A 13,596-nucleotide genomic window follows, 5' to 3' on the forward strand; every position below is an offset into this window, starting at 1 on the left:
ACGCCTATTTCTGACGCCTTTAAATATGCTAAAGTAGACGGCAGCAGGAATAACTCTTTTCACTTTACAAACACGCCATTATAAATACAATTGCGCCTTTGCATTTTCTGCTATTATATTTTAAGTAGATGAAAACAGATATGGAAAACAAAAAAACTAATCCTAAAAAAAAGCAGGGGAAATCCCTTACCAAAAGAATCACAGGCTGGCTGCATCTATGGCTCGGGCTGGTTTCCGGAATCATTGTACTTACGGTTACTCTTTCGGGAACGGTGTTTGTCTTTTGTGACGAAATCATTGATTGGTGTGGTGGAAGTGCCAAATATGTTCAGGCTCCGGCTCATGCTAAAAAAATGACACCTGAAGCATTGCTGGCTCATTTCCATCAGCAGATTCCGGACAGAAAAGCATTCTATTTTGATACATATAAAGAAGCAGACAGAAGTTTCAGGGTAGCATCGGCAACGAAGCCGCCTAAAGATAAAAATGTTGGCAAAGCAGAAAAACCCAAGAAAAAAGGGCGTGGTCCAAGAGGTGTATTTGCCTATCATTACCTTGATCCTTACACAGGAAAGGTAATTGGTTCTACAAAAAGCTATGAGTTTTTCTATGTTGTAGCCCATATTCATGCTCAGCTGCTGGCAGGAAAGTTCGGGAAAACGGTTGTTGGAGTTGCCTCAATCATCTTTTTTATCCAGCTTATCGGCGGACTGATTCTTTGGTGGCCGAAAAAATGGAATAAGACAACCAGAACAGCAGCTTTTAAAATCAAATCCGGAACAAAATGGCGCAGGAAAAACTACGATTTTCATAATGTCTTTGGGTTTTATTCATTGCTTCCGGCCGTATTTATTACCATTACAGGACTGATTATGGCTTATGAAGTTTTAACCAATCTTACCCAGCAGGCTTTCGGCGGAGCTGTGGATGCTCATACTATTGCAGAAAAATATGAACCTAAGTTTGATCCGGAGAAAAAAGCCTTGTCTTACGCTGATTTTGCAGATAGAAAATTCAAAGAGTTTCCTGATGCGAAACAGTTCAGAATGAGTATTCCGAGAAATGATTCAGCAGCGGTATATCATGTGGTTGCAGCTCAGTTTATTGGATTAAAAAGCCTGGTCAACGGGAAAAGTATGGAAACTAACAAATACACCGGAAAAGAAATTGATTATCCTGAAGAAGTTCAGAGACACGAAGTGATAGAACACATGAATTTTGATCTTCATGTAGGCTATTGGGGCGGAATGTTCGGTAAGATATTCACCTTCATTATCGGAATTATCTGCACAAGTCTCCCGATTACCGGATTCCTGATCTGGTGGGGTAGAAGAAACAAATCACCTAAAAAGAATAAAGAAGTTAAAAACATTCATCAACACAGAAAAGATTCACACCATGAACAACTGGTTTAAAATTATTGCACTCTCATTACTTTTGGTATTCACATCTGGAAAAGCCCAGGAAAAACTGACGATAGGAGAGAAGCAAACTATATTTTCAAAAGTTTTAAACGAAAACAGAGAAATCTGGATTCACTTGCCTAAAACCTATAGCGATACTACCATCAATCCGGCAAAATATCCGGTGATCTATCTCTTAGACGGAGAAATTAATTTTGAATATTACACAGGATTAACGGATTTCATCGCCAGAGCACCATATGCCGATATTCCGGAATGTATTGTAGTAGGAATAAAAAATACAGAAAGAACAAGGGATCTTACCCCTACAAAGTCTGAAAAGAAAAGTCCCGTAAATCCTGCTCTTACACTTTTTGCAGACAGCGGAGGAAGTGAAAACTTTCTGAAATTCATGCAGGAAGAATTGAAGCCTTTTATTAATAAAAACTATAGAACTCAGGATTATTCTGTGCTGGTAGGGCATTCCTTCGGAGGATTATTTGCTATTAATACACTCCTTTTACATCCCGATTATTTCAATGCTTATGTTGCCAATGACCCCAGTTTGTGGTGGGACAACAAAGTAACCCTCACAAGAACAAAAGAGTATCTGAAAAAAAATAAGAAATTTCCGGCAAAAAAATCTTTGTATGTTTCTCAGGCAGACAATGAAGAACAGCAGAAAAACTGGAATTCCGATATGACACAGGCCATTGATGAATTTAAAGAAATCATAGAAAAGAACGGATCTCTGAACTATAAACATCGTTTTTTTGAAGGAGAAACCCACGGAACTGTTTCCTATCCCGGAAATTATGAAGCATTAAAATTCATATTCAAAGGTTTCAGAACCGACATAAAACAACTTGCCAAAAATCCCAAACTGCTTGAAGAAGAGTATAAAAAGTTTTCAGAAAAAATGGGAGCAGAGTTTATCCCTTCGGAAGCTTATCTGAATGTAGTGATCAAATTCATGAAGAGCAATGGGTTTAAAGACCCCGAAATCTATTTTATGAATCTGAAAGACAACTATTATCCTAAAAAATAATACACAGTTTCTTTAATTAGGTTTAGGCTGAAGCCAATGGAATTGCTGATGTAATAAAAAACGGGCTAAAGCCCGTTTCTATTGATGTTTTCTTCAAAGATTTTGCTGATTAGACAGATTTATTCTCAAAGATTATCCACACAGTTTGTCATTTTGTAGGAATCCTGTAAATCCTTCCGGGAATTAATGCCTGTTATCACAATTGATCGGGAAATCCTTCTCCTTTTGATCTAAAAAGCTAATCGAAGGACAGCCAAAAGACTGAGCCATGAACCCAAAAATAACCGGAGGTTTTCCTTTGAAAAGATGGCCTGTATATTGGAAAACATTCGCTTCATCAGCATCTATTCCATACAAAGGGAGGAATTCTCCACCATCACTTCCTGCAAGACTATAGGTCTTCTCCGCAATTTTTTCTTTATGATCATTAATGACGACCAGTGTTCGATCTACAATATTTCCTTCTTCAAGATAATCCTGCAGATAGTAGGTCAGATTTTCATATTGTGCCTGATAGGTTTTCCCCGGAGCCAATTTTGAATGGGTGAAATATTTTTTTGAAAGAGCTGCATCAGCTTTTTGCCATTTCACCGCTTTCATTTTATTTTCTACAAATGGATTTGTATTTCCAAAATAAGCGATGGCATTAGTATATCGGTCGTACTCTGTGGTTTTCTGGTGAGTGGCTACCTGAAAGCCCATCATATAAGAATCCGGATCTAAATCTTCACTGTCTGTATAAGGACTCAGATAAGCGACCGCTTTTAATTGGCGTATCGGCATTTTTTGAAGTTGATTAGAACCATACTCATAGATGTACAGAGAATCATTTTCAGTGAGATGAATTCCGTTGAGAAGCTTTTTTCTGCTGGGTGCATCCAGTTCAAAATGCTGGCGTTCTTCGTAAGACATCTGCTTATGATTTCTAACAATCTCAGCAGGAATAGGTTGCTCTCCTTTATAGATATCTGAAACAGAAATGAAAATATCCATATCAGAATCTTTTTCAGCGGATGAAATGATGGACAGACTGAAAATATTAAAATCAGTATAATCTATTTTCTCCTCAGTTTTTGCCGTTTTTACAGAATCATTCGCCGGATGTGTTTCTGTGGTAACAGTTTTTTTCTCTTCTTTCTTACAGCTTACAATAGCCAATGGCAAAAATAAAAGCGCAGCGACGGTTTGGGGTTTTATAATCTTTTTTAGCATTAAAGTGTTTATCATATTCTAATTCATTTTGTAATAAGGCTCTGAAAAGTATTTGCTGGGTTTGATGTAAGCCATTTTTCTTTCTGCATCAAAGATCCAGATAAACCTGCGGAGCATATCAGCACCCAGATAACTTACATTTTGTGTTTTCAGCTCACCGGAGAAATATCCTACGGAAACATCTTTAAACATGCTTTTTCCCAACTTGAAATAGGGAAGGACAGCTTGCTTGGTAGTTAAAGTTTTACCTTCAGAATTCTTGAGTGTTTTTTCTCCCGTTACCTTCAGTTTTTTCTCCAGATGTTTTTCTTCAGCGAATTCGTTGCTGTACAGTATTGCTCCGGAAAATCCGGATTGTAATACAAAATAGGCTTCCTGCTGCGGACCTTCATCAATAATATTGTCTGCTGCAAGATAAAAGCCGTCGTGATCCAGGATGATATTAACAGGTTGATACTCTTTCAGATCCGGCATTTGATCGTAGATCACAAATTGATTGTTATCATAATCGATTTTAAATGCCTTACCTGCGAAAATTCCGGTTCCGATTTTTCCGTCTGCCTCATGACCTGTTAACTGATTGTTAAAAAAACGTACATTTTTCTGAGTGATTTTCCCAATTTGTACCGTATTGTGGTCGCTGAGTTCTTCTTTGTTGAAAATAATATGCTCTGCTTTCCGCTTGCCATCAGGAGAAATAGCATAATCCTTCATGGCGATCTGAAACATCAGATCCAATGAATCCTTTTTGTTGACAAGGGTTTTGACAATGATATTATTGTGCTTTGTGATCCGGAAGGGGATGGTCTGCTGTGCTTTCATGCCATAAAATCCGGCCGAAAGCAGTATAAAAAGTACTGTTCTTTTGAGCATTATCAGTGATTAGTGTTTTAAAACTTTAAAATTACCTATTATCTTTGGAAAAGCAAATATTAAAATGAAATGGTTGAAAAATTGCTTCAGAGCGGAATCTATTGGGAAAAGAAAGAATTCAGACGAAATGAATTCCTGAAGATTTCAGGCAGTACAGATACCTCTATTTATTTTATTGAAAACGGGAGTGTCCGGATCTTTATGACGGATGAAGATGAAGAAAGGATTATTCGTTTTGGATATACCGGAAATATTATTGTCAGCCTGGATTCTTTTTTATCGGGAAAACCTTCAGATCTGTATATCCAGGCGATTAAGAAAACAACGGTAAAAGTAGCTTCAAAAAAGGATTTCTATGTATTTATACAATCAAATGAAGAACATATGAAATTCTGGATGAACGTGCTGGAAGATCTTGTATTGCAGCAGCTTGAAAGAGAAAAGGATCTGTTGATCAATGCTCCGGGAGAACGCTTTGAAAGGGTTTTAAAACGGAGTCCAAAGCTGTTTCAGGAAGTGCCCAATAAATACATTGCCAATTATCTGAGAATGTCACCGGAAACATTGTCCAGACTCAAAAAATCTTGAGTTCAGTCAAGATTTAAGAACGTTCAGATCAGCATATTTGTATAAAAAACGTAATGAAAATTTCAACCTCAGAATTATTGCATGAGTTAAAAAGTAAGACAGAAGAACATTTACAATTTGCTGAAATGTTGTCTTTACAACCGGAACATGATCTGAATTTCAGAACTTCAGCAGAAAGCTGGAGTACATTGGAATGTCTGGAACATCTTAACCGTTATGGAGATTTTTATATTCCTGAAATAAGCCGTGCTATTTCTTCCGCCGGAAAGTCTTCCCAATCCTATTTTAAACCCGGAATTCTTGGAAATTATTTTGCCAAAAGCATGCTTCCCAAAGAGAAGCTGAATAAGATGAAAACGCATAAAGCCATGAATCCAATCCACAGTAATCTGGATAAAAATGTAGTGGATTTATTCATTACCCATCAGGGGAAATTACTTGAGTTACTGGAAAAAGCACAATATACTGATTTGGAAAAGACAAAATCAGGTATTAGCATTTCGAAACTGATCAAACTGAAGCTGGGAGACACCTTCCGTTTTGTTATTTATCATAATGCAAGACATATCGGGCAGATAAAAAAAATTTTAACGCATTAAAAAGAAGTTATGATTTCCAAAAAGCTTACTTTTAAACTAATGGAAATGATACACCAAAAACATATATCAACCCCTTTGGGAGAAATGATTGCCTGTGCCATAGATCAGGGAATCTGTCTGCTGGAATTTACAGACAGGAAAAATATTGAAAAACAGCTGAAGGCGTTGTCAAAGGTTTTAAAGGCAGAGATTGTAGAAAAAGAACATCTTCATTTCAAACAGCTGGAAGAGGAATTGAAAGAATATTTTGAAGGAAAAAGAAGTCATTTTGATGTTCCACTGTTTATTACCGGAACTGAATTTCAGGAAAAAGTGTGGCAGCTTCTCCGTGAAATTCCAATGGGAGAAATAAGAACGTATAAACAGCAGTCGGAAATATTAGGAAATCCCAAGGCAATACGTGCCGTAGGAACAGCTAACGGAATCAATAAAATTGCCATTTTAATTCCCTGTCATCGTGTGATAGGTTCCAACGGTGAGTTGGTAGGGTATGCCGGAGGTATCTGGAGAAAACAAAAGCTGCTGGAGTTGGAAAAGGCTATCTTATTTTAGAAATATATTAAAAATATCCCTATATTTCGGTATTTATCATAAGTTCTGCAACCTTTTTATGAAATCAAAAATTCCGGTTATTTTAATCTTTTCCAGACTGATTATTGGCTTTATCATCATTGCTTTAAGTCTCATTAAAATAGAAAATTATCAGGCAATTACTGTCGTTCTTTTATCTGTAGGGTTGTTGACGGATATTTTTGATGGAATTATCGCAAGGTATCTTCATGTTTCAACGCAGAAACTCAGACGTATGGATTCTACTGTTGATCAGGTCTTCTTTATTTCAGTAGGTGTTGCAGCATATATACAATGTCCCGAGTTTTTCAAAACAAATGTTTCCAGAATAAGTATTCTTGCAGGAGCTGAAGCTCTTATTTATCTGGTAAGCTTTTTAAAATTCCGAAAGGAGGTTGCTACACATTCTATTGGTGCCAAGATCTGGACTTTATTACTTTTTGGAACATTGATTCAGGTAATTTTACAATGCCGGTCCATTATTTTATTCAACCTTTGTTTCTGGGTTGGATTGCTTACCAGAGCAGAGATTATAGCTATTCTTTTACTATTGAAAACGTGGACGAATGATGTTCCTTCTGTTTTTCATTCCATACAACTCAGAAAAGGGAAAACGATTAAGAAAAGTAAAATTTTCAACAGTTGAAAATATACTTTTTAAACGAATTTGGTTAAAAAAATCCTTCATAGAAAAATATCGGTAAACCAAAATTTAACGAAGTTTATGAAAGCTATTTCGTTTTGAATTTTGTAATTTTAAACAAAAATTTACACGTGAAAAAGTTAATAATAGCAGTCTGTATTTCAGTTTCAGCATTCAGTTTTGCACAGGATTACTCTGTACCGGCAGCAAGCCCGCGCCAGAGGGTAGAGCAGCAGTTTTCAATGTCCAAAATCTCTATTGATTATGGGAGACCGGGAGTAAAAGGACGTAAAATTTTTGGTGAATTGGTTCCTTATGGCCAGGTTTGGAGAGCTGGAGCTAACTCTTCTACGAAAATTACTTTCGGACAAGCCGTTAGCTTCGGTGGGAAAACAGTACCTGCAGGAACATACGGATTATTCATCGTTCCTACAGAAAAAGAATGGAAAGTAATTCTGAATAAAGATTTCCAGCAATGGGGAGCGTATACTTATGATCCTAAACAGGATGTAGTAGATGTTACTGTACCGGTTAACAAGCTGGCTGACAAGCAGGAATGGTTTGAAATTACTTTAAATCCTACTGATGAAAATTCAGGAAACCTGGTAATCAAATGGGATATGGCTCAGGCAGAAGTTTCATTGAAGCCATCTAAACTAGACACCGTCATCAAGATTTCTGACAAACTGAAAGAAATCAAGAAAATAGAATCAGATTCCACTAAAAAGAGTTAAACAATGAATTTTTCTGTTCAGCCTGTTTTAGAGAATGAAGAATTTCAATTAATCCCCTTACAGCAAGGGGATTTTGAATCTTTATATGAAGTGGCTTCTGATCCGAAAGTGTGGGAACAACACCCCAACAAAGATCGTTATAAGAAAGAGGTTTTTGAAAACTTTTTCACAGGAGCTATAGAGAGTAAAGGTGCTTTTAAAATTATGGAGAAAGCAACCGGAGATGTATTGGGAAGCAGCCGTTATTATGATTTTGATAAAGAAGATAATCATATTTTCATCGGATATACTTTCTATGGAACAAAATCCTGGGGAAAAGGCATTAATCCTCAGGTTAAAAAGCTGATGCTAGATTATATCTTCCAGTATGTAGACAAAGTTCATTTTCATATCGGAAAAGAGAATTTCCGTTCGCAGACAGCTTTGGAAAGATTGGGAGGACAAAAAATAGCTGAAGAAGAAGTGGCTTATTTTGGTGAACCCTCAAGAACCAATTTTGTTTATGAAATTAAAAAAGAAGATTGGGTATGAAAAAATATAAAATCCAGCAGTCGCCATTTGTAGTGCCTACTAACGATGGAAAACTGATTGAAGAGCATTGGGGAAATTCAACAGGGAATTCCAATGTTTCCATTGCTCATATGGTAGCACCTCCGGATTGGAGTGAGCCACACCAGACTCCAGAATTTGATGAATTTACCTATATCATTTCAGGGAAAAAGCAATTTGAAATAGACGGAGAAATTGTTGTTCTTGAAAAAGGACAGAGTATTCTTATTGAAAAAGGAGCAAGAATCCGTTACAGTAATCCGTTTTCAGAACCCTGCGAATATCTTGCAATCTGTCTTCCTGCATTTTCTATGGAACTGGTCCATCGTGAAGAGGAAGGCGTAGACTAAAAAACGATTAAAAAATATAGAAAAGCAAATCTGCAATACAGTGGATTTGCTTTTTTTTGTGGCAATTTTTCAAAATACAATCTAATCAGATGCTATGGAGTGTTTTGAGAAAGGATTTAAAAGTGGCTTTACTGATAATGGCCATCAATACTTTATTTCGGGAGATTTTTTTTCTTTTTCATGCTTGATTGTTTTAATTTATTTTGTAAGTTCGCGGACTTAAAAAAAATGAACTAATTAAGATCTATGAAAAACAAATTATCAGTTGTATTCATGCTGGGAATCGCACTTTCTGCCACTTCATGTGCAACCATTTTTACAGGAACTCAGGATGCAATAACTTTTTCTTCAAGCCCTGAAGGCGCAAAAGTATTTCACAAAGGAATAGAAAAATGTACAACACCTTGTACAACTAAAATCCCAAGAGCTTTGGGTAAGCAGATGGTTACCTTTGAAAAAGAAGGATTCGAGAAGAAAGAAGTAAAGCTGACAAAAACTTTTAATGCGGTGACTTTGCTGAATATTATTCTGGGAGGAGCAATAGGAGTAGGAATTGATGCTGCAACAGGCTCTCTTACCAAATATTCTCCAAAAAAATATGACGTTGAGCTGCAGGCGAAACCGTAATGAAGCTAACAATATAAACGTAAAAAGGCAAATTCGTGAACTGATGAATTTGCCTTTTTTATGTTATTTCAAAATTTCTTTCAGGAAGAGCAATGTGTGGTTCCACGCTCTTTTAGCCATGGTTGCATTGTAATCCGGAGATTTCGGATCTGTAAATGTATGTTTGGAATGGGCATACGTGATGATCTGCCAGTCGGCATTTCCATCATTCATTTCTTTGATGAGGTTGTTGTAATCATCAGGAGTCACGCTTTTGTCATCTGCCGGATTTTCAACCAGAATTTTAGCCGTCAAAGCTTCATTTTTTCTGCTCTGATCTCTGCCCAGACTTCCGTGGATAGAAACAACACCTGCTACAGGAAGATGACCTCTTGCTGATTCCAGAGCTCCCGTACCTCCGAAACAGTAGCCGATAACTGCTACTTTATCAGAAATAGCTCCGTTTTTCTTCAGCTGCTCCAGCGCCAGCGAAATTCTTTTCTGGTATTCCTGATAATTCTGTTTATAATATCCTGAGGTCTTTGCTGCAGATTCGTTATCCGCAGGAATTTTTCCTTCCCCGTAAATATCAGCAATAAAAGCAATGTAGCCTTGCTTTTCAAGTTCAATGGCGGCTGTTTTTGCTTCTTCATCAATGCCTTTCCAGGCTGGAAGAATCAATACTCCGGGAAGTTTTTTTCCTGCATTGGAAGTGATGAGACCATTTAGTTTCTGGGAGCCGTCCTGGTAGGAAACAGATTTAAGTTTCTGACTGAAAAGATTTCCTGAAGCCATAATCATTGCGGTTAATAAGATGGAACGTATCATATTTTGTAATTTAAGTTAATACAGATCACACTAATCCTTTCACAAAAACCACAAACAACAATTGGTGTAATTCGTGTAAAAATTTGTGATGTTAGTGTTGAAAAGAAATCTTATCGAAATTAATAAAAATAACTCAGAAAGAGTATTAATAGAATATTATTTAAATCCTTTTCAGAATTATCTGATATTGTAAGCCTTACTCAGGTCTGTAAAACTGATACTGTCCGTTTTCATAGTACGCATTGATATGCTGAAGCCCGTTGGTCAGGATGATTTCCCTGGCGCCGATAATAGAATTGTACCGAGCAGTTTGTTCAAATGTTTTTTCTGTTAGTTTGATCTGCGGAGCTTTACATTCAATCAGAATTATAGGTTCTGTTTTTTCGGTAACCAGAAGGTCAATCCGTTTGGTAAGACCGTTCAGTATAATTTTTTTTTCGGTAATCAGAGCAGAGATGGAGTAGGATTTTACAGTAAGATAATAATGTATCCAGTGCTGTCTGACCCATTCCTCAGGAGTGAGCAGAAGATAAGTTTTGCGGACCAAATCATAAATAAAAAACTTATCTTTGTCTTTCTTGAATTTAAAATCAAAAGTTTCCTGAAAATTCAGTTTTGGAAGTTCCATTAATAAGATGAAAGAATTAGATTTAATCCTCAAAAATATTAAAAATAAAGAAGTTTTACCTATTTATTTTTTCCACGGAGAAGAAGCTTACTTCATTGATGTTGCTGTAAAAGCCCTTGAGCATAACTTTTTGGAAGAAGATGAAAAAGCTTTTAACCAAACCGTTACTTACGGAAAAGATACTTCATATCAGGAAGTTCTTTCCCTGGCAAGACAGTTTCCGATGATGGGAGATAAGCAGGTGATTATTGTGAAAGAAGCTCAGGATTTACGATTCAATGAAGAGGAAAACAGAATTCTGGAATCTTACGTAGACAATCCTGTTCCTTCTACAGTTTTGGTTTTTGCCCATAAGCACAAGAAACTGGATAGTAGAAAAAAAGCCGCCAAAGCCCTGGATAAAGCCAAAGCGCTTTTCCTTAGTGAATCTGTAAAGGAAAGCAATCTGCCGAAATGGATTTCAGATGAATGTGCAAAGCTTAAAATCAATACAGCTCCCAATATCTCTCATTTGTTGGCAGAATATCTGGGAAATGACCTTTCAAGGATTGCCAACGAGCTGAATAAACTGAAAATGATTCTTAAAGAAGGAGAAATCCTTGACGGAACCATTGTTGAAAATCATATCGGAATCAGTAAAGAATACAATATTTTTGAACTTCAGAAGGCTTTGGGAACTAAAAATGCCAATGCAGCTTTTAAAATTGCTCATTTTATGGGTAAAAATCCGAAGAATAATCCTTTTGTCATGATGCTGGCAAGCCTTTACAATTATTTTTCCAACGTTATTATCTATCAGACGATGGCCGGGCAGTCTCCACAAACGATTGCTTCACAGATGGGTGTGAATCCTTATTTTATCAAAGACTATGCGGAAAGTGCAAGACTTTATCCTCTTAAACATGCCACAAGAGTGATTTCTATTCTCCGTGAATTCGATATGAAAGGGAAAGGACTTGGAGCGGTGAATATGGGAGAAGCTGAACTGATCAGAGAGCTTGTGTATAAGATTATCAACGTAGATAAGATTAAGATGAAGGTGTGATGCGTGTTGCGAGATGCGGGATACGTGTTGCGAGTTGCGAGTTGCGGGATACGAGATAGGTGAGATGCGCGATTCGAGGTTTGAGGGGTATTGGAGAAAAGTTTTACATTTTCTTACCCACCTAAACCCCGTTACGCAATAACCCGAACCCCGAACTCCGAATCCCGGACCACTTAACAGTTACTATCGAAATTCAACATATCAGATATTGACAAGTATCATTAAAATAACTTTAAAAAGAAATTAAAAATTCCGAAATTAGCGGTCTAATTCAAATTAAATCTTTTCGAACAAAGCAAATTATGGAGCAAAACATTTTAGATTGTGTGATCGTTGGATCTGGGCCTTCTGGTTTCACAGCTGCTATCTACGCAGCAAGAGCAGACTTAAAACCTGAATTGTATACAGGTTTGGAGCCGGGCGGACAATTAACTACAACCACGGAAGTGGATAACTTCCCAGGGTATCCAGCCGGGATTACTGGTCCTGAAATGATGATGGATCTGCAAAAACAGGCAGAAAGATTTGATACCAAAGTTCATTACGAAATGATCACTAAAGCTGAATTCTCCAAGGAAGTAGGCGGTGTTCATAAATTATATGCAGGAAACAAAGAGATCCTTGCCAAAACAGTTATTATCTCTACAGGAGCTACTGCAAAATATTTAGGTCTTGAAGATGAGAAAAAATATGCGGGCGGTGGTGTTTCAGCTTGTGCTACCTGTGACGGATTCTTCTACAGAGGAAAAGACGTGGTAGTAGTAGGAGCAGGAGATACAGCAGCTGAAGAGGCTACTTACCTTGCCAAACTATGTAAGAAAGTAACATTGTTGGTGAGAAAAGATGTTTTCAGAGCTTCAAAAGCAATGGTTCACAGAGTGGAAAGTACTCCGAATATCGAAGTGAAATTTCACCATGAATTAATCGGGATTGAAGGAGAAAACAGCCTTGTTGAAAGAGCGGTAATCATCAATAATCAGACTCAGGAGAAATCTACAGTGGATGTTGAGGGGATCTTTATCGCTATTGGCCACAAACCGAATACAGATATTTTCGTAGGTCAGGTAGATCTTGATGAAAACGGATATATCCTAACTGAAAAAGGTTCTTCAAGAACCAATCTTCCGGGTGTATTTGCTGCCGGAGACGTTCAGGATCATATCTACAGACAGGCTATTACAGCTGCAGGAAGCGGATGTATGGCGGCAATGGATGCAGAAAAATATTTAGCTGAATTACACTAATACTATTCAGTTTATACATACAAAGCGTGCCCTATGGGTGCGCTTTTTTTTATTGGGAAACACAAAGGAGAAGAGATATTCAAATGATTTTGAACCATTAAGGAACCTGAAGCTGTGAAGGAAAGTTAAGGAAACATCTAAGATGTTTTAGAAAGTGTGGCGCCTTATCTTAATATTCTTAATTATTTAATTCATCTTAATGGTTTATAGTATAAAATGTTTCAGAAGATTTTTAGCGAATATTCTCGCAGATTATGGTGATTACGAAGATTTTTTTCATCATAATTGATCTGCTTTATTTGCAAAATCAGCGAGAGACTTAAAAATGTGCAGTTATCAATTGTATCGGAGATAAAATCTTTGAGTCTTATAACAGTCTTTTTTTATATTACTTGCGCCCTTGCGTTTTCCAACAATAATTTATCCCAAATTTTCAAAAGCTAATTCAATACACTGTGTTTTTGAAATTATTTTGAACCATTAAGAAACTTGAAGCTGTGAAGGAAAGTTAAGGAAACATCTAAGATGTTTTAGAAAGTGTTGCGTTTTATCTTAATATTCTTAATTATTTAATTCATCTTAATGGTTTAATATTATAAAATGTTTCAGAAGATTTTCAGCGAATGTTCTCGCCTTTACGCTTACAACATTCAACATTTCTCCATACCCAATATTC

Annotated in this window: 16 protein-coding genes; 12 read left to right on the forward strand and 4 right to left on the reverse strand. The window is 36.8% G+C overall.

Annotated features, from left to right (window positions below):
- Positions 1-140: 140 nt before the first annotated feature.
- Positions 141-1,415 (forward strand): PepSY-associated TM helix domain-containing protein, encoded by a 1,275-nt coding sequence (locus J2786_RS02405; RefSeq protein ID WP_310023811.1) that lies wholly within the window; start codon positions 141-143, stop codon positions 1,413-1,415.
- Positions 1,399-2,451: an alpha/beta hydrolase gene (locus tag J2786_RS02410; protein ID WP_047431841.1), complete on the forward strand. Its 1,053-nt coding sequence runs from the start codon at positions 1,399-1,401 to the stop codon at positions 2,449-2,451. The genes J2786_RS02405 and J2786_RS02410 overlap by 17 nt, the downstream gene beginning before the upstream one ends.
- A 183-nt stretch (positions 2,452-2,634) precedes the next feature.
- On the opposite strand, the gene J2786_RS02415 is transcribed toward J2786_RS02410, so the two are convergent.
- On the reverse strand, positions 2,635-3,678 hold the full coding sequence (locus J2786_RS02415; RefSeq protein ID WP_047431839.1) for a hypothetical protein: 1,044 nt from the start codon (positions 3,676-3,678) through the stop codon (positions 2,635-2,637).
- A gap of 3 nt (positions 3,679-3,681) precedes the next feature.
- Positions 3,682-4,536, reverse strand: a complete 855-nt coding sequence (locus J2786_RS02420; RefSeq protein WP_047431836.1) for a hypothetical protein — start codon at positions 4,534-4,536, stop codon at positions 3,682-3,684.
- 69 nt (positions 4,537-4,605) lie between these two features.
- Between J2786_RS02420 and J2786_RS02425 the strand changes: the two genes are divergently transcribed.
- The 8 genes from J2786_RS02425 to J2786_RS02460 all read left to right on the forward strand — a co-directional run bounded on the left by J2786_RS02425 (position 4,606) and on the right by J2786_RS02460 (position 9,196).
- Positions 4,606-5,124, forward strand: coding sequence for a Crp/Fnr family transcriptional regulator (locus J2786_RS02425; protein WP_047431833.1), 519 nt, complete (start codon positions 4,606-4,608; stop codon positions 5,122-5,124).
- A gap of 53 nt (positions 5,125-5,177) precedes the next feature.
- Positions 5,178-5,723: a DinB family protein gene (locus J2786_RS02430; protein ID WP_047431830.1), complete on the forward strand. Its 546-nt coding sequence runs from the start codon at positions 5,178-5,180 to the stop codon at positions 5,721-5,723.
- 39 nt (positions 5,724-5,762) lie between these two features.
- On the forward strand, positions 5,763-6,275 hold the full coding sequence (locus J2786_RS02435) for a methylated-DNA--[protein]-cysteine S-methyltransferase (RefSeq protein ID WP_082001993.1): 513 nt from the start codon (positions 5,763-5,765) through the stop codon (positions 6,273-6,275).
- A gap of 58 nt (positions 6,276-6,333) precedes the next feature.
- On the forward strand, positions 6,334-6,939 hold the full coding sequence (locus J2786_RS02440; protein WP_047431827.1) for a CDP-alcohol phosphatidyltransferase family protein: 606 nt from the start codon (positions 6,334-6,336) through the stop codon (positions 6,937-6,939).
- A gap of 128 nt (positions 6,940-7,067) precedes the next feature.
- Positions 7,068-7,670 (forward strand): DUF2911 domain-containing protein, encoded by a 603-nt coding sequence (locus tag J2786_RS02445; protein ID WP_047431825.1) that lies wholly within the window; start codon positions 7,068-7,070, stop codon positions 7,668-7,670.
- Positions 7,671-7,673: 3 nt separating this feature from the next.
- Positions 7,674-8,201 carry a GNAT family N-acetyltransferase gene (locus tag J2786_RS02450; RefSeq protein ID WP_047431823.1) on the forward strand — a complete coding sequence of 176 codons (528 nt, stop codon included), beginning with the start codon at positions 7,674-7,676 and terminating at the stop codon, positions 8,199-8,201.
- The gene (locus tag J2786_RS02455; protein ID WP_047431819.1) at positions 8,198-8,569 is read left to right on the forward strand and encodes a cupin domain-containing protein; all 372 of its coding nucleotides are present in this window, start codon (positions 8,198-8,200) and stop codon (positions 8,567-8,569) included. The genes J2786_RS02450 and J2786_RS02455 overlap by 4 nt, the downstream gene beginning before the upstream one ends.
- A gap of 246 nt (positions 8,570-8,815) precedes the next feature.
- Positions 8,816-9,196 carry a PEGA domain-containing protein gene (locus tag J2786_RS02460; protein WP_047431816.1) on the forward strand — a complete coding sequence of 127 codons (381 nt, stop codon included), beginning with the start codon at positions 8,816-8,818 and terminating at the stop codon, positions 9,194-9,196.
- A 63-nt stretch (positions 9,197-9,259) separates the two neighbouring features.
- On the opposite strand, the gene J2786_RS02465 is transcribed toward J2786_RS02460, so the two are convergent.
- Positions 9,260-10,003 (reverse strand): dienelactone hydrolase family protein, encoded by a 744-nt coding sequence (locus J2786_RS02465; protein WP_047431813.1) that lies wholly within the window; start codon positions 10,001-10,003, stop codon positions 9,260-9,262.
- Between the two features lie 196 nt (positions 10,004-10,199).
- Positions 10,200-10,631 carry a type I restriction enzyme HsdR N-terminal domain-containing protein gene (locus tag J2786_RS02470; protein ID WP_047431810.1) on the reverse strand — a complete coding sequence of 144 codons (432 nt, stop codon included), beginning with the start codon at positions 10,629-10,631 and terminating at the stop codon, positions 10,200-10,202.
- Between the two features lie 7 nt (positions 10,632-10,638).
- On the opposite strand from J2786_RS02470, the gene holA reads away from it, so the two are divergent.
- Positions 10,639-11,676, forward strand: a complete 1,038-nt coding sequence (gene holA / locus J2786_RS02475; protein WP_047431808.1) for a DNA polymerase III subunit delta — start codon at positions 10,639-10,641, stop codon at positions 11,674-11,676.
- 302 nt (positions 11,677-11,978) lie between these two features.
- A complete protein-coding gene (gene trxB / locus J2786_RS02480) occupies positions 11,979-12,920 on the forward strand; it encodes a thioredoxin-disulfide reductase (RefSeq protein ID WP_047431805.1) in 942 nt (313 codons plus the stop codon).
- The last annotated feature ends 676 nt before the right edge of the window (positions 12,921-13,596 follow it).

The organism is Chryseobacterium vietnamense (assembly GCF_031454475.1).
Classification (GTDB): Bacteria; Bacteroidota; Bacteroidia; order Flavobacteriales; family Weeksellaceae; genus Chryseobacterium; species Chryseobacterium vietnamense.

Coding starts and splice junctions, on each gene's coding strand:
- J2786_RS02405 (WP_310023811.1), top strand. CDS start 141: ATGGAAAACAAAAAAACTAATCCTAAAAAAAAGCAGGGGAAATCCCTT.
- J2786_RS02410 (WP_047431841.1), top strand. CDS start 1,399: ATGAACAACTGGTTTAAAATTATTGCACTCTCATTACTTTTGGTATTC.
- J2786_RS02415 (WP_047431839.1), bottom strand. CDS start 3,678: ATGATAAACACTTTAATGCTAAAAAAGATTATAAAACCCCAAACCGTC.
- J2786_RS02420 (WP_047431836.1), bottom strand. CDS start 4,536: ATGCTCAAAAGAACAGTACTTTTTATACTGCTTTCGGCCGGATTTTAT.
- J2786_RS02425 (WP_047431833.1), top strand. CDS start 4,606: ATGGTTGAAAAATTGCTTCAGAGCGGAATCTATTGGGAAAAGAAAGAA.
- J2786_RS02430 (WP_047431830.1), top strand. CDS start 5,178: ATGAAAATTTCAACCTCAGAATTATTGCATGAGTTAAAAAGTAAGACA.
- J2786_RS02435 (WP_082001993.1), top strand. CDS start 5,763: ATGGAAATGATACACCAAAAACATATATCAACCCCTTTGGGAGAAATG.
- J2786_RS02440 (WP_047431827.1), top strand. CDS start 6,334: ATGAAATCAAAAATTCCGGTTATTTTAATCTTTTCCAGACTGATTATT.
- J2786_RS02450 (WP_047431823.1), top strand. CDS start 7,674: ATGAATTTTTCTGTTCAGCCTGTTTTAGAGAATGAAGAATTTCAATTA.
- J2786_RS02455 (WP_047431819.1), top strand. CDS start 8,198: ATGAAAAAATATAAAATCCAGCAGTCGCCATTTGTAGTGCCTACTAAC.
- J2786_RS02460 (WP_047431816.1), top strand. CDS start 8,816: ATGAAAAACAAATTATCAGTTGTATTCATGCTGGGAATCGCACTTTCT.
- J2786_RS02465 (WP_047431813.1), bottom strand. CDS start 10,003: ATGATACGTTCCATCTTATTAACCGCAATGATTATGGCTTCAGGAAAT.
- J2786_RS02470 (WP_047431810.1), bottom strand. CDS start 10,631: ATGGAACTTCCAAAACTGAATTTTCAGGAAACTTTTGATTTTAAATTC.
- holA (WP_047431808.1), top strand. CDS start 10,639: ATGAAAGAATTAGATTTAATCCTCAAAAATATTAAAAATAAAGAAGTT.
- trxB (WP_047431805.1), top strand. CDS start 11,979: ATGGAGCAAAACATTTTAGATTGTGTGATCGTTGGATCTGGGCCTTCT.